This is a genomic window from Streptomyces sp. NBC_01352 (genome assembly GCF_036237295.1).
Lineage (GTDB): Bacteria > Actinomycetota > Actinomycetes > Streptomycetales > Streptomycetaceae > Streptomyces > Streptomyces plumbiresistens.
In genome coordinates, this window is record NZ_CP108354.1 from 7,952,116 (window position 1) to 7,973,154 (window position 21,039).

The 21,039-nt window shown below is 71.7% G+C and carries 22 protein-coding genes; 16 read left to right on the forward strand and 6 right to left on the reverse strand.

The window, feature by feature from the left end; translation table 11 throughout:
• The first annotated feature begins 45 nt into the window (after nucleotides 1-45).
• The 4 genes from OG252_RS36615 to OG252_RS36630 all read left to right on the forward strand — a co-directional run bounded on the left by OG252_RS36615 (nucleotide 46) and on the right by OG252_RS36630 (nucleotide 3,706).
• Entirely contained in the window at nucleotides 46-1,215 is a 1,170-nt protein-coding gene (locus OG252_RS36615; RefSeq protein WP_329341582.1) for an ArsA family ATPase, read from the forward strand.
• Between the two features lie 57 nt (nucleotides 1,216-1,272).
• On the forward strand, nucleotides 1,273-1,770 hold the full coding sequence (locus OG252_RS36620) for a DUF5304 domain-containing protein (protein WP_266440855.1): 498 nt from the start codon (nucleotides 1,273-1,275) through the stop codon (nucleotides 1,768-1,770).
• 95 nt (nucleotides 1,771-1,865) lie between these two features.
• Complete coding sequence (locus tag OG252_RS36625) at nucleotides 1,866-2,819, forward strand: ROK family glucokinase (protein WP_266440858.1); 954 nt, start codon at nucleotides 1,866-1,868, stop codon at nucleotides 2,817-2,819.
• A gap of 131 nt (nucleotides 2,820-2,950) precedes the next feature.
• Complete coding sequence (locus tag OG252_RS36630) at nucleotides 2,951-3,706, forward strand: endonuclease/exonuclease/phosphatase family protein (protein WP_266440861.1); 756 nt, start codon at nucleotides 2,951-2,953, stop codon at nucleotides 3,704-3,706.
• A 149-nt stretch (nucleotides 3,707-3,855) separates the two neighbouring features.
• Here the strand turns inward: OG252_RS36630 and OG252_RS36635 are convergent, their stop codons facing one another.
• Together OG252_RS36635 and OG252_RS36640 are read right to left on the reverse strand one after the other, a co-directional pair.
• Nucleotides 3,856-4,479 (reverse strand): hypothetical protein, encoded by a 624-nt coding sequence (locus OG252_RS36635; protein ID WP_329341585.1) that lies wholly within the window; start codon nucleotides 4,477-4,479, stop codon nucleotides 3,856-3,858.
• Nucleotides 4,472-5,251, reverse strand: a complete 780-nt coding sequence (locus OG252_RS36640) for an alpha/beta hydrolase (RefSeq protein ID WP_329345272.1) — start codon at nucleotides 5,249-5,251, stop codon at nucleotides 4,472-4,474. The genes OG252_RS36635 and OG252_RS36640 overlap by 8 nt, the downstream gene beginning before the upstream one ends.
• 160 nt (nucleotides 5,252-5,411) lie before the next feature.
• Between OG252_RS36640 and OG252_RS36645 the strand changes: the two genes are divergently transcribed.
• The 4 genes from OG252_RS36645 (at nucleotide 5,412) to OG252_RS36660 (ending at nucleotide 9,288) form a co-directional block, all read left to right on the forward strand.
• A complete protein-coding gene (locus OG252_RS36645; protein WP_329345275.1) occupies nucleotides 5,412-6,203 on the forward strand; it encodes a lysophospholipid acyltransferase family protein in 792 nt (263 codons plus the stop codon).
• Nucleotides 6,204-6,237: 34 nt separating this feature from the next.
• Nucleotides 6,238-7,464, forward strand: a complete 1,227-nt coding sequence (gene macS / locus OG252_RS36650; RefSeq protein WP_329341587.1) for a MacS family sensor histidine kinase — start codon at nucleotides 6,238-6,240, stop codon at nucleotides 7,462-7,464.
• Nucleotides 7,461-8,150, forward strand: coding sequence for a response regulator (locus OG252_RS36655; RefSeq protein ID WP_266440869.1), 690 nt, complete (start codon nucleotides 7,461-7,463; stop codon nucleotides 8,148-8,150). Before macS ends, OG252_RS36655 begins: the two co-directional genes overlap by 4 nt.
• Nucleotides 8,151-8,259: 109 nt before the next feature.
• Complete coding sequence (locus OG252_RS36660; protein WP_266440872.1) at nucleotides 8,260-9,288, forward strand: 6-phosphofructokinase; 1,029 nt, start codon at nucleotides 8,260-8,262, stop codon at nucleotides 9,286-9,288.
• Nucleotides 9,289-9,431: 143 nt separating this feature from the next.
• Here OG252_RS36660 and OG252_RS36665 read toward each other — a convergent pair whose 3' ends face one another.
• Together OG252_RS36665 and OG252_RS52410 are read right to left on the reverse strand one after the other, a co-directional pair.
• Nucleotides 9,432-11,312 carry an anthranilate synthase family protein gene (locus OG252_RS36665; protein WP_329341591.1) on the reverse strand — a complete coding sequence of 627 codons (1,881 nt, stop codon included), beginning with the start codon at nucleotides 11,310-11,312 and terminating at the stop codon, nucleotides 9,432-9,434.
• A 97-nt stretch (nucleotides 11,313-11,409) separates the two neighbouring features.
• Nucleotides 11,410-11,466, reverse strand: a complete 57-nt coding sequence (locus tag OG252_RS52410) for a trp operon leader peptide (protein ID WP_073723848.1) — start codon at nucleotides 11,464-11,466, stop codon at nucleotides 11,410-11,412.
• 96 nt (nucleotides 11,467-11,562) lie between these two features.
• Here OG252_RS52410 and OG252_RS36670 point away from each other — a divergent pair, with 96 nt between their 5' ends.
• Complete coding sequence (locus tag OG252_RS36670; RefSeq protein ID WP_266440877.1) at nucleotides 11,563-12,915, forward strand: class II 3-deoxy-7-phosphoheptulonate synthase; 1,353 nt, start codon at nucleotides 11,563-11,565, stop codon at nucleotides 12,913-12,915.
• 172 nt (nucleotides 12,916-13,087) lie between these two features.
• Nucleotides 13,088-13,312 carry a (2Fe-2S)-binding protein gene (locus OG252_RS36675; RefSeq protein WP_266440880.1) on the forward strand — a complete coding sequence of 75 codons (225 nt, stop codon included), beginning with the start codon at nucleotides 13,088-13,090 and terminating at the stop codon, nucleotides 13,310-13,312.
• Here OG252_RS36675 and bfr read toward each other — a convergent pair.
• Nucleotides 13,309-13,788 carry a bacterioferritin gene (gene bfr / locus OG252_RS36680; protein ID WP_266440883.1) on the reverse strand — a complete coding sequence of 160 codons (480 nt, stop codon included), beginning with the start codon at nucleotides 13,786-13,788 and terminating at the stop codon, nucleotides 13,309-13,311. The genes OG252_RS36675 and bfr overlap by 4 nt on opposite strands.
• A 173-nt stretch (nucleotides 13,789-13,961) precedes the next feature.
• Here bfr and OG252_RS36685 point away from each other — a divergent pair, with 173 nt between their 5' ends.
• The 6 genes from OG252_RS36685 (at nucleotide 13,962) to OG252_RS36710 (ending at nucleotide 20,110) form a co-directional block, all read left to right on the forward strand.
• Nucleotides 13,962-14,594: a sulfite oxidase-like oxidoreductase gene (locus tag OG252_RS36685; protein WP_266440886.1), complete on the forward strand. Its 633-nt coding sequence runs from the start codon at nucleotides 13,962-13,964 to the stop codon at nucleotides 14,592-14,594.
• Nucleotides 14,595-14,803: 209 nt separating this feature from the next.
• A complete protein-coding gene (locus tag OG252_RS36690; protein ID WP_266440888.1) occupies nucleotides 14,804-15,502 on the forward strand; it encodes a Crp/Fnr family transcriptional regulator in 699 nt (232 codons plus the stop codon).
• Nucleotides 15,503-15,607: 105 nt separating this feature from the next.
• Entirely contained in the window at nucleotides 15,608-16,345 is a 738-nt protein-coding gene (locus OG252_RS36695) for a hypothetical protein (RefSeq protein ID WP_266440890.1), read from the forward strand.
• Nucleotides 16,342-18,528 carry a hypothetical protein gene (locus OG252_RS36700; protein ID WP_329341597.1) on the forward strand — a complete coding sequence of 729 codons (2,187 nt, stop codon included), beginning with the start codon at nucleotides 16,342-16,344 and terminating at the stop codon, nucleotides 18,526-18,528. Before OG252_RS36695 ends, OG252_RS36700 begins: the two co-directional genes overlap by 4 nt.
• The gene (locus OG252_RS36705) at nucleotides 18,525-19,613 is read left to right on the forward strand and encodes a hypothetical protein (protein WP_329341599.1); all 1,089 of its coding nucleotides are present in this window, start codon (nucleotides 18,525-18,527) and stop codon (nucleotides 19,611-19,613) included. Before OG252_RS36700 ends, OG252_RS36705 begins: the two co-directional genes overlap by 4 nt.
• Nucleotides 19,610-20,110, forward strand: a complete 501-nt coding sequence (locus OG252_RS36710; RefSeq protein ID WP_329341601.1) for a Pycsar system effector family protein — start codon at nucleotides 19,610-19,612, stop codon at nucleotides 20,108-20,110. Before OG252_RS36705 ends, OG252_RS36710 begins: the two co-directional genes overlap by 4 nt.
• 37 nt (nucleotides 20,111-20,147) lie before the next feature.
• On the opposite strand, the gene OG252_RS36715 is transcribed toward OG252_RS36710, so the two are convergent.
• Nucleotides 20,148-21,002, reverse strand: coding sequence for a deoxyribonuclease IV (locus tag OG252_RS36715; RefSeq protein ID WP_329345277.1), 855 nt, complete (start codon nucleotides 21,000-21,002; stop codon nucleotides 20,148-20,150).
• Nucleotides 21,003-21,039 lie beyond the last annotated feature (37 nt).

The window sequence follows — 21,039 nt, forward strand, 5'->3', positions numbered from 1 at the left end:
CCGCCGTCCCCGCCAGGGCGGTGGGCGGAGGTACCGTTCACCCCCATGCGCACCATCCTGATCACGGGCCCGGGCGGCAGCGGCCGTACGACGGTCGCCGCCGCCACCGCACTCGCCGCCGCCGGTGAGGGCACCCGCACCCTCGTCCTCAGTGCGGACCGCACCGACACCCTCGGCGCGGTGCTCGGCACGCCGACGGGTCCGGCGCCGGTGCGGGCCGCGGCGAACCTCACCGCGTGGCGGCCCGACGCGACCGCGGGTTTCCGTGACGACCTGGCCGCCTTCCAGGACCGCGCGTCCTCCGTCCTCGACCTCCTGGGCGCCTCCCGCCTGGACCCCGAGGAGGTCACCCCCCTCCCCGGCGCCGAGGAACTCACCCTGCTGCGCGCCCTGCGGGACGCGGTCCTCGCCGAGGCGCACGACCTGCTCGTGGTCGACCTGCCGCCCACCCCGCAGGCCCTCGCCCTGCTCGCGCTCCCCGAGGAGCTGCGCCGCTATCTGCGCCGCCTGCTCCCGCCCGAGCGGCAGGCGGCCCGTGCCCTGCGTCCCGTCCTCGGCCGGCTGGCCGGCGTGCCCATGCCCGCGCAGTGGCTGTACGAGACCGCCGCCCGCTGGGACGTCGAACTGGCCGCCGTCGAGGCGGTCGTCGCCGACCGGAGCACCTCCGTACGGCTGGTCGCCGACCCCACACCGGCCGGCGCCGACGCCGTCACCAGTGCCGGCCTCGGCCTCGCCCTGCGCGGCCTGCGCCCCGACGTGCTGGTGGCGAACCGGGTGCTGCCGGAGGCGGTGGGGGACAGCTGGCTCGCCGGGCCCGTCGCCCAGCAGCGCAAGATCCTCGCGGAGTGGCAGGAGTCGTACGACGTCCGGCCCGTGGCCCATCTGGGCCGCGACCCGCGCGGCGCCGACGACCTCGCCGAGCTCGCCGCCCCCGGCGTCAAGGCGGAGGCCTCCACGGTCGAGTGGCCCGTCACCGACCACCTCGCCGAGGACGGCGTCCTCATCTGGCACCTCCCGCTGCCCGGCGCGATACGCCACGAACTGGACCTCATCCGGCGCGGCGACGAACTCGTCGTCAGCGCGGGGCGGTTCCGCCGGATCGTCCCGCTGCCGTCGGCCCTGCGCCGCTGCACCGTCGACGGGGCGTCCCTGCGGGAGGGCGAGCTGCGGATCCGGTTCGCGCCCGACCCGGAACTATGGCCCGGGACACGGTGAACCGCATACGGCCGTTCGGGTAACGTCGTAGGGACGAACCGTAGTCAGGAGTCCGTCATGAGCGAAGAGCTCCCCCCGTCCGACTCCGCCGGGCGCGAGGCCGTCGACGAGGTGCGGGCGACCGACGCCGACGCGTGGGCGACGGCGTGTGCCGAGGACCTCGCGGCGGAGAAGGCCCGCCGCCGTGCCGATTACGGCCCGCCGCCGGGCTCGGCCGCCGAGGAACTGCGCAAATTCGTCGACACCGTCGCGGACCGGCTGTCCGGCCTCCAGTCCCCGCTGTTCGGCGCGGTCGCCGGGCCCGCCGCCCAGCAGGTGGTCAAGCAGGTCGTGCAGCAGGCCAAGGCGGCCGTCGAACCTGTCATCGAACGCAACCCGGACGTCTTCGACCACCTGGCCGCCGCGGGCAACGAACTGCTCGCCGCCTACCGCTCCGCCGTCGAGGCCCAGGAGCGACGCTGGACGACCGGCGGCAGCGACCCCCGTGACCTGGACGAGGGCCGCCCCGACAAGGGTGACGAGCCGGGCCCCGGCGAGCGCATCGACCTGGACTGACGGGGCCCCCGCCCGACGGGCGGACGACGGGACCCCGACGGCAGGGCCTCGGGTACGGTTGGCCGTAGCGGGGCTCGACCGAAACTGAGGGATTCATGGGACTCACCATCGGCGTCGATATCGGCGGCACGAAGATCGCGGCCGGCGTGGTCGATGAGGAAGGCAACATCCTCTCGACCTTCAAGGTGCCGACCCCGGGTACGTCCGAGGGCATCGTGGACGCCATCGCCTCCGCGGTGGAGGGTGCGCGCGCCGGTCACGAGATCGTCGGCGTGGGCATCGGTGCCGCCGGATACGTCAACCGTCAGCGCTCCACGGTCTACTTCGCGCCGAACATCGACTGGCGCCAGGAGCCGCTGAAGGAGAAGGTCGAGGCACGCGTCCACCTGCCGGTCGTCGTGGAGAACGACGCCAACGCGGCCGCGTGGGGCGAGTACAAGTTCGGCGGCGGCAAGGGCCACCGCAACGTCATCTGCATCACCCTCGGCACCGGCCTCGGCGGCGGCATCATCATCGGCAACAAGCTGCGCCGCGGGCACTTCGGCGTGGCCGCCGAGTTCGGACACATCCGCATGGTCCCGGACGGGCTGCTGTGCGGCTGCGGCAGCCAGGGCTGCTGGGAGCAGTACGCCTCCGGGCGCGCCCTGGTGAGGTACGCCAAGCAGCGCGCCAACGCGACCCCCGAGAACGCGGAGATCCTGCTCGGCCTCGGCGACGGCAGCCCCGACGGCATCGAGGGCAAGCACATCTCCATGGCCGCCCGCCAGGGCGACCCGGTCGCCGTCGACTCCTACCGCGAGCTCGCCCGCTGGGCCGGCGCCGGCCTCGCCGACCTCGCCTCCCTCTTCGACCCCTCCGCCTTCATCGTCGGCGGCGGCCTCTCGGACGAGGGCGAGCTGGTCCTCGACCCGATCCGCAAGTCGTACAAGCGCTGGCTGGTCGGCGGCAACTGGCGCCCGGTGGCCGATGTCATCGCCGCCCAGCTGGGCAACAAGGCGGGCATGGTCGGCGCGGCGGACCTGGCCCGCGAGCCCGACCCGATCATGTAGCGGTCACTTCTCCAGGTACGTGGGTTCCCCGCGCCCGAAAGGGGCGCGGGGAACGGCGCGAGCAACCACAACGCCCCCGGCAGCCGCAAACGGACAATTGCACCTGGGCTGTCAGGCGTACATTGATCCACATGACGCTGCTCCCCAACTCCCGAACCGAGCCCGACGGTTCCGCCGTCATCCGCGTCCTGAGCTACAACATCCGCTCGATGCGTGACGACCCCGATGCCCTCGCCCGAGTGATCGGCGCCTGCGCCCCCGACCTGGTCCTCGTCCAGGAGGCCCCCCGCTTCTTCCGCTGGCGCAAGAAGCTGGCACGGCTCGCCGCGGCCTCCGGCCAGGTGATCCTCTCCGGCGGCGGCACGGCGGCCGGCCCGGCGATCCTCTGCTCACTCCGGGCCACCGTCGAGCGCACCGAGGACGTGCTGCTGCCCCTCACCCCGGGCCAGCACCGCCGCGGCTTCGCCACCGCGGTCGTACGGTTCGGGGGCGCCCGGGTCGGCGTCCTGAGCTGTCATCTGTCGCTGCGCAAGGACGAGCGGTACGAGCAGGCCGGCCTGCTCCTCGACCGGCTCGCCGGCATGGGCGTGGAGCACGTGATCGCGGGCGGCGACCTGAACGAGCACCCCGGCGGCCGCACCTTCGCCCGCCTCACCGAGAGTCTCCAGGACTGCTGGGCCATGGCCCCCTGGGGCGGCGAACACACCTGGACACGCACCGACCCCCGCCGGCGCATCGACGCGATCTTCGCGACGAAGGGTGTGGAGGTGCTGGGGTGCGGGGTGCCGCTGGGGCATCCCGGGGTGACGGAGACAGACCTGAGGGCGGCCACGGACCACCTTCCGGTGCTGGCCGCCCTCAGAATCCCCGCGTCGGACCCGCGCTGAGCGCTCCGCGGGAAGTGCGTGAGTCTGCGGGGCCGTCGTGGCTGGTCGCGCCCGCGCGGCGGCAGCCGCACATGCAACACAGCCCCGCGTCCCTTCAGGGCGCTGCCTTCAGGGCGCTGAAGAAGCGAACCGGACTTCGCCCGATCCGCTCAGACGACCGCTCCCCGACCGGGGTCGTCGTCGTCCTCGTCGTCCGACCGCATCCGCATCACGAGCGTGGCGAAACCGCCCAGGAAGCCGCCGATGCCGAGGGTGGCGAGCCACCAGGTCATGTCCCAGCCGAGCAGCACGGCGAGCAGGAGCAGCACCGGCCCGCCGAGCAGCCCCAGCCAGGCGAACTTCGCGGTCGCGTCGGCGGCGGGCAGCGGAGGCGGCTCCGGCGGTACGAAGTGGCCCTCGTCGTCCTCCTCGGAGTCCTCTTTGGACCCCTCCTCGGCCGGCTCGGGCATGCTGTAGTCCCGGGGGCCGCCGACCCCGGGGGCGAAGGCGACGGAGCCGCCCAGCGGCTTCGCGGGCTTGTCCTCCTTGGCCTCCGTGGGCCCCTTCGCGTCCTTGGGGCCACCGTCGTTCGTCTCGTTCGTCTCGGACTCCAGCAGGGCCAGGTCCTCGACCGACTTGAAGGGCTTGGAGCCGGGCGGGTCGGACGGTTCCTCGCCGTACCCGGCGACGATGGCCGCCCAGGCGGCCTCCTCGTCGAACGGGACGTGCTGCTCGTCCGGCTCGCGGTCCTCGCGCTCCTCACGGTCCTCGCGATCGGAGTCGTGCTCAGCCACGTGCAGCCGTCCCTTCCTTGCCGATGCTGGGTGCCAGGCGGCCGATGAACGCGTAGCTCTCCTCGAAGATCCGGTCCGCCTCGTGGTCCAACGTCGCGACGTGGTAGCTCTGTTCCAGCACGATCTCCTGTACGTCCGTGGATGACACCCGGCTCAGCACGCGCGCGGAGTCGGCGGCCGGCACCACATGGTCCTGGGCGCTGCGCAAAACCAGCAGCGGCTGGGTGACCTGCGGAAGCTCCCCGTCGACCAGCCGGAAGAAGGTCCGCAGGGAGTGCGCGGAGCGCAGCGGCACCCGGTCGTACCCCAGCTCGACGCTGCCCTCCTTGGCGATGTCGTCGGCGATGCCCTTCGTCGTGCGGACGAGGTGGCGGACCACCGGCAAGGTGTGGGCGGCCAGTCCGTGCATCCGGTTCGCCGGGTTGACGACCACGAGGCCGCTGACCTCGTCACCGTGCTTGGCCGCGAGCCGGAGCGCGAGCGTGGCACCCATCGACAGGCCCGCCACGAACACCCGCGTGCAGCGCTCGCGCAGGGCACGCAGCTCGCGGTCCACCTCGGCGTACCAGTCCTGCCAGCCGGTGAACTGCATGTCCTCCCAGCGGGTGCCGTGGCCGGGCAGCAACGGCAGCGAGACGGTCAGTCCGCGCGCGGCCAGATACTCCGCCCAGGGGCGCAGCGACTGGGGGGAACCGGTGAAGCCGTGACAGAGGAGGACCCCCGTGTCCCCGCCCTCGTGGCGGAACGGCTCGGCTCCAGGGAGGACCGGCACCTTCGGTCTCCTGTTCATGAGAAGGGCGTGAACGAGTCCAGGTGCGGTTAACCGTACGCGACCGCACTGACACCGACCAGGGCCGTCGGTCTGTTCGACAGCGCTCCGGGTTAAGGTCTGACCGACGCACACAGGAGGCACTCGGTTGTTGTACGGCACGATGAAGGTCGCCATCGGAGGGCCGCTGAAGGTCGCCTTCAGGCCCTGGGTGGACGGCTTGGAGAACATTCCCGCCGAGGGCCCCGCCATCCTGGCCAGCAATCACCTGTCGTTCTCCGACTCGTTCTTCCTGCCGGCGGTCCTCGACCGCAAGGTCACCTTCATCGCGAAGGCCGAGTACTTCACCACGCCCGGTGTGAAGGGCCGTCTGACGGCCGCCTTCTTCAAGGGCGTCGGCCAGCTCCCGGTGGACCGTTCGGGGGCGCGCGGAGCGGGCGAGGCGGCCGTCAAGAGCGGCATCGAGGTGCTGGAGCGCGGTGAGCTGTTCGGGATCTACCCGGAGGGCACCCGCTCGCCCGACGGCCGGCTCTACCGGGGCAAGCCCGGCGGCCTCGCGCGCGTGGCGCTCGCCACCGGTGCGCCGGTCGTCCCGGTCGCCATGATCGACACGGAGAAGATCCAGCCGCCCGGAAAGGTGATGCCCAAGCTGATGCGGCCGGGCATCCGCATCGGCGAGCCGCTGGACTTCAGCCGCTACCAGGGCATGGAGCACGACCGTTTCGTGCTCCGCGCGCTGACCGACGAGGTCATGTACGAGATCATGAAGCTCTCCGGCCAGGAGTACGTCGACATCTACGCGACCGCCGCCAAGCGGCAGATCGCGGACGCGGCGAAGGCCGAGAGGGAAGCCGAGAAGGCGGCCAGGGCCGCGCTCGCGCAGGCGGCGAAGGAACAGGCTGCGGCGGATCAGGCGGCGAAGGACCAGGCCGAGAAGGAGAAGACCGAGTCCTAGGCGACAGCCGGGGGTCGGTCGGGGGTGGGGGGACATGGTCAGGCGCGAAAGAGTCATGCGGATGTCGGTCGAGCAGCCAATGTGGCGTGCGCTCGCCGGCTACCGCGTGCTCACCATGCTGTACGCGATCGGGTTCTTCGCCACCGCCTACGACGAGTTCGCGCGCCCCTGGGTCGCCATCGCGTACTACTGCGTCCTGTCCGTCTGGACCGTGGCCACCCTCCCGAAGGTCGCGAACGCGGCCAGCTGCACCAAGCGCTTCCTCGCCGCAGACCTCACCATCGCGCTCACCGGCATCCTGCTCACCCTCGTCGCCGACGAGCACGAGCGCATCCAGGCGGGCGGACCCACCCTGCCGTCGATATGGACCGCGGGCTCCGTACTGGCCTTCGCGATCAAGGGCGGCTGGCGCTGGGCGGCGGTCGCCTCCTCCGCCGTCGCCGTCGCCAACCTGGTCGAGCGCGGCAGCCCGGCCCGCGACACCGTCCACAACGTGGTCCTCGTCTGGGTCGCCTCCATCGCCATCGGATACGTCGTCGAGGTCGCCCGCGCCTCGGAGCGCACCCTCGCCCGCGCCCTGGAGATCGAGGCCGCGACCAGGGAGCGGGAGCGGCTCGCCCGGGACATCCACGACAGCGTGCTGCAGGTGCTGGCGATGGTGCAGCGGCGCGGCGCGGTCCTCGGCGGTGAGGCGGCCGCGCTGGGCCGGATGGCGGGCGAGCAGGAGGTCGCCCTGCGCACGCTGGTCTCCGGCGGCCTGGTGCCGGTCTCCCGCGCGTCGGAGGACGCGGCCGAGGGGGCGGTCGTACGGGCCGTCGAGGAGCCGGACGACTCCACCGGGCCTGTCGACGTGCGCGCACTGCTCGCCCGGTACGCCTCGGCGAACGTCAACCTCGCCGAGCCGGGCGCCCCTGTCCCGCTGCCCCCGGAGGCGGCACGCGAGCTGGCCGCGGCCGTGGGCGCCGCCCTGGACAATGTCCGCAAGCACGTGGGGGAGCACGCGCGTGCGTGGATCCTCGTCGAGGACGAGCCGGACGAGGTGATCGTGACCGTCCGGGACGACGGCCCCGGCATCCCCGAAGGCCGCCTCGCGCAGGCCGAAGGGGAGGGGAGGCTCGGCGTGGCCCTCTCGATCCGGGGCCGGCTGCGTGAACTCGGCGGCAGCGCCGAACTGATCTCGGTGCCCGGCCAGGGCACGGAGGTCGAACTGAAGATACCGAAGGAGACGAAGTCTTCACGGGGGAAGGCGGAGAAGCGATGACGGACAGCAGCGAGGGCAGGCCGGGGCCGATCAGGGTCATGGTGGTCGACGACCACCCCATGTGGCGCGACGCGGTCGCCCGCGACCTGGGTGAGTCGGGCTTCGAGGTGGTCGCCACCGCGGGCGACGGCGAGCAGGCCGTGCGCCGCGCGAAGGCCGCCGCGCCCGACGTACTGGTGCTGGACCTGAACCTGCCCGCCAAGCCCGGCGTCCAGGTCTGCAAGGAACTCGTGGGCGCCAACCCGGCGTTGCGCGTCCTGGTGCTGTCCGCGAGCGGTGAGCACGCCGACGTGCTGGAGGCGGTGAAGTCCGGCGCGACCGGCTATCTGCTGAAGTCCGCCTCGACGGACGAACTGGTGGACGCGGTCCGCCGTACGGCCGTCGGCGACCCGGTGTTCACGCCCGGCCTGGCCGGCCTGGTCCTCGGCGAGTACCGGCGCCTGGCCGCCGAGCCCGCGCCCGCCCCGGACACCGGCGCGCCCGGAGCCCCGCAGCTCACCGACCGGGAGACCGAGGTGCTGCGCCTGGTCGCCAAGGGCCTGAGCTACAAGCAGATCGCCGAACGCCTGGTCATCTCGCACCGCACGGTCCAGAACCACGTCCAGAACACCCTCGGCAAGCTCCAACTGCACAACCGGGTCGAACTGGTGAGGTACGCGATAGAACGCGGACTCGACGACGAGTAGATCAACTACCTGACATTCCAACGGAATTGTCGTTCCCGCCCATCCCTGTGTGACCTGGATCACTACTAGCGTGATCCCCATCAGGCAACCGCGGCGAAGGGACACTTCCATGCGCGTCGGAGTACTGACCGGAGGCGGCGACTGCCCCGGGCTCAACGCCGTCATCCGGGGCATCGTCCGCAAGGGCGTGCAGGAGTACGGATACGACTTCGTCGGCTTCCGGGACGGCTGGCGAGGACCCCTCGAGAACCGCACCGTGCGTCTGGACATCCCCGCGGTGCGCGGGATCCTGCCCCGCGGCGGCACCATCCTCGGCTCCTCGCGCACCAATCCCCTGAAGCAGGAGGACGGCATCCGCCTTATCAAGGAGAACCTCGCCGAGCAGGAGGTCGGGGCGCTCGTCGTGATCGGCGGCGAGGACACCCTCGGCGTCGCCGCCCGGCTGTCCGACGAGTACGACGTGCCCTGCGTCGGCGTGCCCAAGACGATCGACAACGACCTCTCCGGCACCGACTACACCTTCGGCTTCGACACGGCCGTCGGCATCGCCACGGAGGCGATCGACCGGCTGCACACCACCGCCGAGTCCCACATGCGCGTCCTGGTCTGCGAGGTGATGGGCCGGCACGCGGGCTGGATCGCCCTCCACTCCGGCCTGGCCGGCGGCGCCAACGTCATCCTCATCCCCGAACAGCGCTTCGACGTCGAGCAGGTGTGCGCCTGGGTGACCTCCCGCTTCAAGGCCTCGTACGCCCCCATCGTGGTCGTCGCCGAGGGCGCGATGCCCAAGGACGGTGACATGGTCCTCAAGGACGGGTCGCTGGACTCCTTCGGGCACGTGAGGCTGTCCGGCGTCGGCGAGTGGCTGGCCAAGGAGATCGAGCGGCGCACCGGCAAGGAGGCCCGCACCACGGTCCTCGGGCACATCCAGCGCGGCGGCACGCCCAGCGCCTTCGACCGCTGGCTCGCGACCCGCTTCGGCCTGCACGCCATCGAGGCCGTCCGCGACGGCGACTTCGGCAAGATGGTCGCCCTGCGCGGCACGGACATCGTGCGGGTCCCGATCGCGGAGGCGACGGCCCGGCTGAAGACGGTGGATCCGAAGCTGTACGAGGAGGTCGGGGTGTTCTTCGGCTGAGCGGCCGGCGGCACGCGGATGGTGACGCGGCGCGGTCGCCGAACGCTTCGGCATGACGCCCACCAGGGTCTCGTCCGCGCCGCGACCTGCTCCGAGGGCGCCGTCGGCCGGTCGACGGCGCCCTCAATGTCCCGCGTCCTCGACTACACCGCCGGCCGCCGCTGCGAGAACGTGCTGGTGCCGCGCAACTCGCCCACCAGCTCCCGTACGACGGCCGCGCCGTTCAGCGTGAGCACGGACTCCGGGTGGAACTGCACGCCCGCGAAGCCGGGCCCGCGCAGCGCGTGCACCTCGCCGGTGTCACTGCGGCTCACCTCGACGCCGTGCGCCGACAGTTCGACGAGGGCGTCGTCGTCGCAGCGGGCCACGAAGCTGTTGTAGAAGCCGACGGTCTCGCGCCGCCCGAACAGGTCGATCTCCGTCTGCGCCCCCTGGTACGGCACTTCCTTGCGTACGATCTCCAGCCCCAGCTCGGCCGCGATCAGCTCGTGCCCGAGGCAGACGCCGAGCACGCCGTGCCGGTTGTCCCGGATCGCCTCGGCGGTCAGCGCGCGCAGGAACCGCATCTTGGGGTCGGCGGTGTCGCAGGGGTCGCCCGGTCCGGGACCGAGGACGACCGGCCCCTCGTGCGCACGGACCGCCTCCGCCAGTCCGGGCTCGTCGTAACGCCGGACGGTCACCTCCAGGCCGCTGGATCGCAGGACGTGCGCGAGCATCGCCGTGAAGGTGTCCTCCCCGTCGACGACCAGGGCATGTCCGGCCAGTTCCTCCGACCGCTCCTGCATCCGCAGCCAGAACGGCGCCAGCGAGGCCCGGCGCCCGTCCAGCGCGGCCCGCACCCGGGGGTCGTCGGCCAGCGCGGGGCGCGTGTGCTCCGTACGCGGCCTGGACGGCCGTACGCCCAACGCGGCCAGCACCCCCGCCGCCTTCGCGTGCGTCTCCGCGACCTCGGCCGCCGGGTCCGAGCCGCGCACCAGCGTGGCGCCGACCGGCACCCGCAGCCGCCCGGCCGCGTCGATGTCGGCGGTGCGGATGAGGATGGGGGAGTCCAGGGTCTGGGCACCGCCCGAGTCCTGGCCGATGAGGGCCAGGGCACCGGCGTAGTAGCCCCGCCCGCCGACCTCGTGCCGCTCGATGACCCGGCAGGCGTTCTGCACCGGCGAGCCCGTGACGGTCGCCGCGAACATGGTCTCCTTCAGTGCCTCCCGCACATCCAGGGAGGACTTCCCGCGCAGCTCGTACTCGGTGTGCGCGAGGTGCGCCATCTCCTTGAGCCGGGGCCCGATCACGACCCCGCCCATGTCGCCGACCGTGCACATCATCTTGAGCTCCTCGTCGACGACCATCGACAGCTCCTCGATCTCCTTGCCGTCGGCGAGGAAGTCGAGCAGATGCTCGGGGGTGGGGCCTTCGGCTGGATAGCGGTACGTCCCGCTGATCGGGTTCATGACGACGGTCCCGCCGGACATCCGCACATGCACCTCGGGACTGGCCCCGACCAGCGTGCGTTCCCCGGTGTGCACGACGAACGTCCAGTACGCGCCCCGCTCACCCACGAGCAGCCGCCGGAACAGGGCAAGGGCGTCGGCCCGGGAGAATCCGTGGATCTTCCCCTCGTACGTCCGCCGGATCACGAAGTTGGCGCCCTCACCGGCGCCGATCTCCTCCCGCAGCACCCGCCCGACGATCTGCGCGTACTCCTCGTCGGCCACGTCGAAGCCGCCGTCCTCGACCCGCACCTCGTGCGCCGGGAGCTGGGCGAGGGCTTCGGCGAGCGGGATCTCGTACGTCTCCTGCGGCATCAGCACCGACAGGGGCGTCCCGTCGTCGCGCACGTCGAAACCGCGCTCGCGGATCTGCCGGAAGGGGACGAGGGCCAGGCCGTGCTCGGGGAGGTCGGCGAGGCGGTCGTGCGTGCTGACCGGGCCGAGCAGCACCTCGACCGTGTCGTGGTCGTGGCCCGGGGTGCGGCGGCGCAGCAGGGCGAAGGGACGGGGATCGGCCAGCAGGTCGAGCAGGTTCATCGGTCGTGTTCCTTCTGGGAAGGAGAGACGACCTCAGCGCCGGAAACACCGAAGGCCGCCCCTCGGGCGGCCTTCGCGAAGTCTTGCGTACGCGCAGTCAGTGGGCCGCCGGATGAGCGGTCCACCACCAGGTCTGGGTCGAATGCGCGAACATGCGAGGCACCCTACCCCACGCGTACCTGGGCGTGCGGGCGTCTCACCTGTCGAGCCGCACGAAAATCACTCGACACGACCCCGTAATGTTGAGGACGTGACCGTGAACGCTAAGACCAGCGCCAGCGCTGGCAACACCTGGCGAGACCTGCCCGCGGCGCAGCAGCCCGAGTACCCCGACACCGAGGCTCTGCGCGCAGTGATCGCGGACCTCGAGTCGTATCCGCCGCTCGTCTTCGCGGGCGAGTGCGACCAGCTGCGCGCCCGGATGGCGGCCGTCGCCAAGGGAGAGGCGTTCCTGCTCCAGGGCGGCGACTGCGCCGAGGCCTTCGACGCGGTGTCCGCCGACCACATCCGCAACAAGCTCAAGACGCTGCTCCAGATGGGCGCCGTGCTGACGTACGCCGCGTCCGTGCCCGTGGTGAAGGTCGGCCGTATCGCCGGCCAGTACTCGAAGCCGCGCTCCAAGAACACCGAGACCCGTGACGGCGTGACGCTGCCGACGTACCGCGGCGACTCGGTCAACGGCTTCGACTTCAACGAGGCCGCCCGCATCCCGGACCCCGAGCGCCTGAAGCGGATGTACAACGCCTCCGCCTCCACGCTCAACCTGGTCCGCGCCTTCACCACCGGCGGCTACGCCGACCTGCGCCAGGTGCACGCCTGGAACCAGGACTTCGTGAAGTCGTCCCCCTCCGGCCAGCGCTACGAGCAGCTGGCCCGCGAGATCGACCAGGCGCTGAACTTCATGCACGCCTGCGGGGCCGATCCGGAGGAGTTCAAGACCGTCGAGTTCTACTCCTCGCACGAGGCGCTGCTGCTCGACTACGAGTCGGCGCTGACCAGGGTCGACTCCCGCACCGGGCACCTGTACGACGTCTCGGCGCACATGGTGTGGATCGGTGAGCGCACCCGGCAACTGGACCACGCGCACATCGAGTTCGCCTCGCAGATCCGCAACCCGATCGGCATCAAGCTCGGCCCGACGACCACGGCCGAGGAGGCGCTGCAGTACATCGAGCGCCTGGACCCGGACCGCGAGCCGGGCCGGCTGACCTTCATCGTCCGCATGGGCGCCGACAAGGTCCGCGACAAGCTGCCCGAGCTGGTCGAGAAGGTCACCGCCTCGGGCGCGACGGTGGCCTGGATCACCGACCCGATGCACGGCAACACCTACGAGGCGGCCTCCGGCCACAAGACCCGCCGCTTCGACGACGTGCTCGACGAGGTCAAGGGCTTCTTCGAGGTCCACAAGTCCCTCGGCACCCACCCGGGCGGCATCCATGTCGAGCTCACCGGTGACGACGTCACCGAGTGCGTGGGCGGCGGCGACGAGATCTTCGTCGACGACCTGCACCAGCGCTACGAGACGGCCTGCGACCCGCGGCTGAACCGCAGCCAGTCCCTGGACCTGGCGTTCCTCGTCGCGGAGATGTACCGCGACCAGTAGCAGATGACCGGCGGGCGCACCTGTTACAGGAGCGTGAAGTGGGGCGTGGATCACATACGATCCGCGCCCCACGCCACTTTTAAGGCTCCTGTGAGCCGGGTAAGGTTAGGTTAGCCTCACCGATCAACGGGATGGCACCAGTCGAATGATTCCGGGCGGGAGGTGGAACCGCATGTTCGTCTGCAACTGCTTCGGCGTCACCGAGGCGCAGGTGAAGAAGCACGCGGCGGACGGTGCCTGCACCCCCCGCCAGATCGCTTCGGCCTGCAAGGCGGGCACGGACTGCGGCTCGTGCGTCCGTCGTATTCAGGCGCTGCTGGGCCGGGGCGCGTGCCCGAGCCGGGAGCTTCCCGACCAGGGAGCGTCCACGCTCTCGGACCTTGAGGAAGCTGCCTAGCTCTCCGGCTGTTCGATCAGCTGCGCGAGGTAGAGCGCCTCACCGAGCTTCTCCAGCAGTTCCAGCTGGGTGTCGAGGTAGTCGATGTGGTGCTCCTCGTCCTCGAGGATCGACTCGAAGATGTTCGCGGAGGTGATGTCGCCCTTGTTCCGCATCACTTCGACGCCGCGCTTGAGCCGGTCGATGGCCTCGACCTCGACCTGCCGGTCGGCCTCGAACATCTCCTTGACCGTCTGTCCCACGCGGACGTGGAAGAGGCGCTGGTAGTTCGGCAGCCCGTCCAGGAACAGGATCCGGTCGGTGAGCACCTCGGCGTGCTTCATCTCGTCGAAGGACTCGGCCCGCGTGTACTTCGCGAGCTTGGTCCAGCCGAAGTTCTCCTGCATCTTCGCGTGCAGAAAGTACTGGTTGATCGCGGTGAGCTCGGCGGTCAGCTGCTCGTTGAGAAACTCGATGACCTCGGGGTCGCCCTGCATCGCAGAGGCTCCTTCCACACGGTGAACTGGCAGGTGGCTCCGCATCCTTGCACCGGTGACGAAGATCGTCCAGTAAGTCTTCACTTAGTAAGTAAGGGCATGCTTAGTTCCTTTTGCCTGATTTGGGTGGGGGTTGGTCATGTGCACTGCCCCGGGTCTGTCAGGATGGAGTCATGGGTCAGCCGGTGGAACGCGAGTCGGGAGATGCGGCACACTCCGAGCTTCCGCCGGGGCAACGATTGCAGCGTGGCTGGCCGGTCACCCACTACGGACCGGTCCCCAAGTTCCGCCCGGAACGCTGGGAGTTCCGGGTCTTCGGCGCCACCGCGGACGGCGAGAAGCACTGCTGGAACCACGAGGAGTTCACGGCCCTGCCGTACACCAGCGTCGTGGGCGATCTGCACTGCGTCACGAAGTTCAGCATGCTCGGCGCCGAGTGGGGCGGCATCCCCGCCCGGACCATCCTGGACATCGCCCCGCCCGCCCCGGCCGTCACCCATGTGATGGTGTGGGCGGAGTACGGATTCAGCTCGAACCTGCGGCTGTCCGACTTCGCGTCCGACCGCGCGATCTTCGCCACCCACAAGGACGGCGAACTGCTGACGGCGGAGCACGGCTTCCCGCTGCGACTGGTCGTCCCCCATCTGTACGCGTGGAAGGGTCCCAAGTGGGTCCGGGGCGTGGAGTACATGACCGCCGACCGCCGCGGCTTCTGGGAGGAGCGCGGCTACCACAACGTCGGCGACCCCTGGAAGCAGCAGCGCTACTCCTATCAGGAGGGGCCCGGGGAGGGGCCCGAGCTCTGACTCGCTGTCCTGACGTGAGGGCGCGATACCGGCGGGGGTATTCCGGTCGCGGGTCGGCGGCTTCATTCCGGTAACGGGGGCGATTCTCCGTGGCCGTAGCGCTACTCTGGGTCCCCTGCCAGGGCGGGTGCCGTCGGGCTGATGCGGAACCGCGGGGCTCTCCCGGTTCCGCTTGCGGGGCGGTCGGGGGAAACGGTCGGGGGACGACGGTGGGTCTGTTCGGAGAGCGGCATACCTTCATGGAGGGTCTCGGTCCGGCGGACCGCGAGGCCCTGACGGGCTTAGGCACCCGGCACGACTACCCGCCGCACGAGACGGTGCTCGCCGAGGGCGACCGCACCACGTTCGCGGTGGTCCTGCTGCGCGGCTGGTGCACGGTGTGGACACCGACCGAACGCGGCAGCCGGCTGATACTGGCGCTCCGCAGAGCCGGCGAGGTCGTCGGCGACATGGCGGCGCTCGACGGCCGCCCGCGCAGTGCCTCGGTCAGCGCGCTCGGCCCGGTGACCGGACTGGCCGTGGCCGGTGAACGCTTCCGCTGGTTCCTGGCCTCGCGGCCGCACGCGAACGCGCTGATGATGAGCCAGCTCACCGAGCGCCTGCGCAGCGCCGACCACGAGCGCCGGGCGCTGGCCTCCATGACCGTGCTGCAACGGCTCGCGCAGCGCCTGGTCGAACTCGCCGACCGTACCGGCCGAGTGGAGAACGAGGTCGTGACCCTCCGGCTCCCCCTGGCCCAGCACGAGCTGGCCGCGTCCGTGGGATCCACCCGTGAGGCCGTGGCCAAGGCCCTGCGCCTGCTGCGCGAACAGGGCCTGGTGCGGACCGGCCCCGGCACGCTCGCCGTGGCCGACCTGGCCCCGCTCCGCCTGCTCGCCGCCGGACACCACCACGGCACCGACACCTAGAAGCACCGGAGTCCCGCGCTGTGTAAACGGCTACAGCGGTGACGCGTCGACTCCGCGAGCATTCGGGGAGCCCGCGTCCGGCGGGACGGCAGGGAGGAGAAAGCCATGGAGCAGGAAGCCGCGTACGGCTTCATCATCAATGTGGACGCGCAGGGCTCCGGCCTGCTGTCCGACACCGAGAAACCGGAGATGCGCAGCAGACTCTACGAGGTCACGGGCGCCGCCTTCGAGCAGGCGGACATCCGAGCGCCCCGCCTCTACCAGGAGGACCGCGGCGACGGCATCCTCACCGTGCTCGCGCCCGACGTACCGCCGCGCCGGGTGGTGGGGGAGTGGCTGGAGTACCTCCACCAGAACCTGCGGGAGATCAACCGCGGACGTCAGACCCCGCTGCGGCTGCGCGCGGGACTGCACATCGGTCCGGTCACGGCCGACGCCCACGGCCGCTCCGGCCGTGCCGTCGACCTGGCCTGTCGGCTGGGCGACTGCGACACCGCGAAGGCGATCCTCGCGGCCGCGTCCGCCGCCCCCTTGGTGGTGGTCGCCTCCGACCGGCTGTTCGAGGACGTCATCCGGTCCGGTGGCCGCTGGGTGGACCCCGAGCACTACCGCCGTCACGACGTCGACCTCAAGGAGGGCCGCCGTACCGCCTGGTTCATGGTCCCGGGCCTGCCCCGACCGCCCGAACCGGCGTCGCCGCAGGCGGGCGGCGGGGCCCGGCCGGAACCGGAGAGCACCGGCGCCGGCGTGGTCCAGTACAACCACCACCACGGCAGCGGCGAGTTCATCGTCGGCGGTCACATCGACACCATCAACATCGGCCGGTCCGGCGGCGACCGGTGAACGCGCAGAACCCGGCGCCCCCGGGACCGCAGCAGGCCGGCCCCAAGCCGCAGGCCCAGGCCGAGCCCCAGGCCGAGTCGGCCGCTCAGGGGTCGGAACCGGCTCAGCCGGACGTCATCGGCGGTCCCGCCGCCGACCCGCTCGGCCAAGAGACGCTGCCCGGAGCCGCGGCCGCCGCCTCCCGTGTCTACCGCTCCACCCTGTCCTCGCACGGATCCGGCACCGTCATCAGCTCCGGGTCCGTCTCGGCCATCAACTTCTACGGCGAGCGGGCGGGGGAGCGCCTGCTCGCCGGACCGCTCCCCGAGGACGAACTGCGCAGACTGCGCCGGGTCTTCCAGGAACCGGAGGAGTACGGCGCGTACCGGGACCGGTTACGGGCCGGACGGCTCCTGGTGCTGTTCGGACAGCCCGGCACCGGCCGCGCCTACACCGCCCTGTCCCTGCTGGACGACCTGACCCGCGGTCAGGTCTCCCGGCTCGACCCGCGCACCGATCTGGACACGCTGGACGACACCCAGATCGGCGAGGGCCACGGCTACGCGCTGGAACCCGCCGTCGCCGGACTGCCCGACGAGACCGGCCTCGACCGGCTCTGCGAACTGCTCGGCAAGAAGGAGGCGTACGCGGTCCTGCTGGCCGCCCCCGAACCGGGTGACGTGCTCTCCCGGGCCGGCCGCTACCACCGCGCCCACATCCCGGCGCCCGCCGACGCCGTACTGGAGAAACACCTCGCCGCCGAACTCGACGGCGCGCCCGAGGAGTCCCACGACCGCGTCCGCGCGATGGCACTGGACCCCGCGGTGGAGGAGGCGAGGGGCCTCGACGAACTGCTGCCCGCCGAGGCGGCCCGGTTCGCGAAGCTGCTTGCCCGGCACGCCCGGGACGAGCTGTCGTACGACCAACTCCTCGCCGAATGCCGCAAGTTCGCCGAGGACCAGGCAGCCGAGTGGTTCGCCGGGGGCGTCCGCTCCGAGACCCCGGAGCGGCTGCGGGACGCCGCCTACCGCATCGCCCTCGCCGTGCTCGACGGTGCCTCGCTGAGCGCCGTGGCCGAGGCCGCCGAGATCCTGGCCTGGGAACTCGCCGTGACCGTCGATCCGGAGGCAACCCCGGGCCGTCCGCTGTTCAGCGACGGGGTCGACGCCCGGCTGGTCTCCGCCCGCGCGACGGCCGAACTCGGCGTGGAGCAGATCGGCGACGAGGACGTGCCGGTGCGCACGGTGCGATTCAGGGGCGAGGCCCTCGCGCCCGCCGTCCTCGGCCACCTGTGGCAGCACCGGCACAACGTACGCGGGCCCGTGCTGCGCTGGCTGGCCGGGCTGTGCGAGGACCCCCGACCCGAGGTCTGGGTGCGCGCCGCCGTGGCGGCCGGCCAGTTGTGCCGGCTGGACTGCGTGCACACGGTGCACGAACTCGTCCAGCCCATGGGCCAGGCCGCCCAGGCCCGCCGCCGGCTCTTCGCCGCCACCGTGCTCGACGTGGCCCTCGCCTCCCCGGAGGTCGGCACCGCGATCCGGGCCCTGGTCGGCCACTGGGCACGGCAGGGCGACGAGCGGCTGCGCTGGACGGCGGGCGCCGTGCTCGGCCGGGGCCGCGCGACCGCCACGGTCCGCGAGGCGCTGGACCTGCTCGGCGCGATCGGCGTCTGGGACGAGGGGAAACTGCGGGCCGACGCGGCCGTCCAGGTGGCCCACCTGGCCGGTGTCCACGCCGACGCGCTCACCTGCCGCCGGATCCGCGCCTGGCTGTCCGACGAACGACGGCACCAGCAGGACCTCGGCCTGCAGACCACGGTCCTGCTCGCCGCCGTCTCCGTGGTCGACCTGTGGAACCAGCACCCCGACCTGGAGGGCTACGGCGACTGGCCGCTGATGCTGGCCCTCGCCACCGCCCGGCCCGCCCTGGCCCCGGAACTCGCCGGACTGCTGTGGACGGCGCTGCAGACCGGGCGGTCCTACGACGCGGCCATAGAGGCCCTGGCCGACTGGGTGCGGGGATCGGCCGACCAGCCGTGGGCCGACGCGCTGGAGCGGTTCCTGCCGCTGCTCGTGCACAGCCACGACGACCGGCGCCGGCTGCTGTCACTGATCAAGGAACTGTCCGAAGACCCCGACCAACCACTGAACGAACAGCAGGTCCGCCGTCTGTGGGGGGCGGTCCAGGGAGCGAGTACGCCATGACGCACAACCAGTGGGGCCGGCCGTGGCCGCCCCAGGACGAGGAGTTCGTCCTCCCGCACGACCTCAGAGGTCCCTTCATCCGGGAGTTCGCCCCGCAGGCGGCCTACCGGCACCGCAACAGCCAGGTGGCCTCGGTGCTCTACTACAAGAACGGCGGGCACAGCATCATCACCGTGCGGGGCGCCGAGCACAACAACAAGCCGATGATGGGCAAGCCCACCTCGGTGTGCTGGATCGCCCGCGGACAGCACCAGGCCTCCTTCCAGCTGGAACTGCCCACCTACGGCGACCGGTCCAGGTTCAAGGCCGGTGCCGACGTCAACTGGGAGGTCAGCGACTTCTACCTGGCCGCCGAGAAGCGGGTCGTCGACGTGGAGCGGATGCTCCGCCCGCCGCTGGAGGCCCGGCTGCGCGGCGTCAGCCGCCGCTACGGCCTGGACTCGGCGCAGCAGGTCGACGAGGCGATCCAGGACGAGCTGGCCAGCGGCCGGTGGGGCGGCTTCGGCGCCGACCTCGGCCTGGCCACCCAGGTCTTCATCCGGATCGATCTGGGCCAGGCGGCCGCCGACCACCAGGCGCAGATGGTCGCGGTGGAGAAGGGCAGCAAGGTCCAGGAGGCCATCGACACCGCCAACAAGGCGCGCATTGCGGCGAACATCGACGACGCGCAGAAGCTGATCGCGGCGGGCGAGACCTTCCAGTACGCCACGATGCTGGCGCAGGACCCGGGCCGGGCGAACGAGATCCTGGGCGAACTCCAGCGCCAGGCCCGCGAACAGCGGCACGGTGCCCTGGACTACCTGACCAACCTGATCAACCAGGGCGTGGTCCAGCGCCACCAGATCGACGACCAGGTGCAGGCTCTCATCGAGTACAGCCGTTCGGTCTCCACCACGGTCTTTCCGAACGGGCTGCCGCAGGCTCCGACCTCGTTGCCGATACCGCCGATGCCGGCCGTTCCGCCGGGGCCCGCGGACGACGCTCCGGCCATCCCGCCCGCGCCGCCGAACGACACGGTCCCGGGGCAGGGACAGGGGCAGGGGCAGGGCGTGCAGGACGCCCCGAGTCCGGGAGCGCGAGAGTGAGTCCGACGACCGCGAGCGAAACGGACGCCGCCGCGCAGTACGTTGCAGAGCGGCTGCTGCTGACCGTGCGCGAGGACCTGGGCAGGGCGGACGTGAAGGCGTCCGTCCTGCTCTCCGGAGCCGTGGCGGTGCCCGCGCTGATCATCGGCAAGGGGGCGCCGACCGACGTCTCCGGAGTGGCCGCGGTGTTCCTCGCGGCCGGCGGAGCGCTGTGGGCGGCCGGCACGCTGCTGCTGCTCGCGGTGATCGTGCCCCGCACCGGCACGGCCCGTGCGATGGCGGGCCCGACCTTCTACGCCGACGGGCTGGGCAGCCCGGATCTCGAGGCGCTGGGCCGCGCCGCCGCCGAGGCGGGCGCCGACCGGGTGCGCTGGCTGCTGACCCAGTTCCAGGACGTCAGCGTCATCCTCTCGGCGAAGTACCGCTGGCTGCGGTGGTCGATGACGCTGCTCGGCGCCGGACTGGCGCTGGCCGGCGCACCGTTGGCGGCGGGCTGAGACAGGGACGTGGCAGACGGCGGCCGATCGCTCGCCGTCAGCCGTCCCGCAGCTTCTTGAGCCGCTCCACGTCCGCCGCGTGCCCCTCCTTGCCGCCGGGCGTCTCGATGATCAGCGGTACGCCCGCGGTCGCGGGGTGGGTCATCAGCGCCCGGAACGGGTCCTCGCCGATGTGACCGGCGCCGATGTTCTCGTGCCGGTCCTTGTGGGCGCCGACCACGTCCTTGGAGTCGTTGGCGTGGATCAGCTTCAGCCGGCCCTCGCCGACCGTGTCCACCAGCAGGTCCAGCGTCTGGTGCATACCGGCCGGCCCGGTCAGGTCGTGCCCGGCCGCGAAGATGTGGCAGGTGTCCAGGCACACGCCCAGCTTCGGATGGGCGTCCAGCGCCTCGAAGTACGGCCCGAAGTCCCAGGTCCGCGAGCACAGCGAGGCGCCCTGCCCGGCGGTCGACTCCAGGAGCAGGAAAGGGTCGTCGTCGTGGGTGAGCTCGTCGAGCAGCGGCAACAGGTACTGCCGCACCTGCTTCAGCGCCACCGACCGGTCCCGCCCGCCGGTCGCGCTGCCGGTGTGCACGACCACGCCCAGCGCCCCGATCTCCCGCCCCCGCCGCAGCGAATGCCGCAGCGAATCGACCGACTTCTCCACGGTCGCCTCGGTGTGCGAACCGAAGTTGATCAGGTACGGGGCATGCACGTACGCCGGGATCGACTCGGCCGCGCACACCTGGCGGAACTCCTCGTCCTGCCGCGGATTTCCGGCGGGGGTGGCCCAGCCGCGCGGGTTGGCGACGAAGACCTGCACGGTCTCGGCCTTCAGGTCATGGGCGTAGGACAGGCCCACGGAGTGCAGGCCGCCGGCCACGGGGACGTGGCCGCCGACGGGGTTCCGCATGGTGCCGGAGGTGGTGCCGGGCTGTTGACTCTTCACC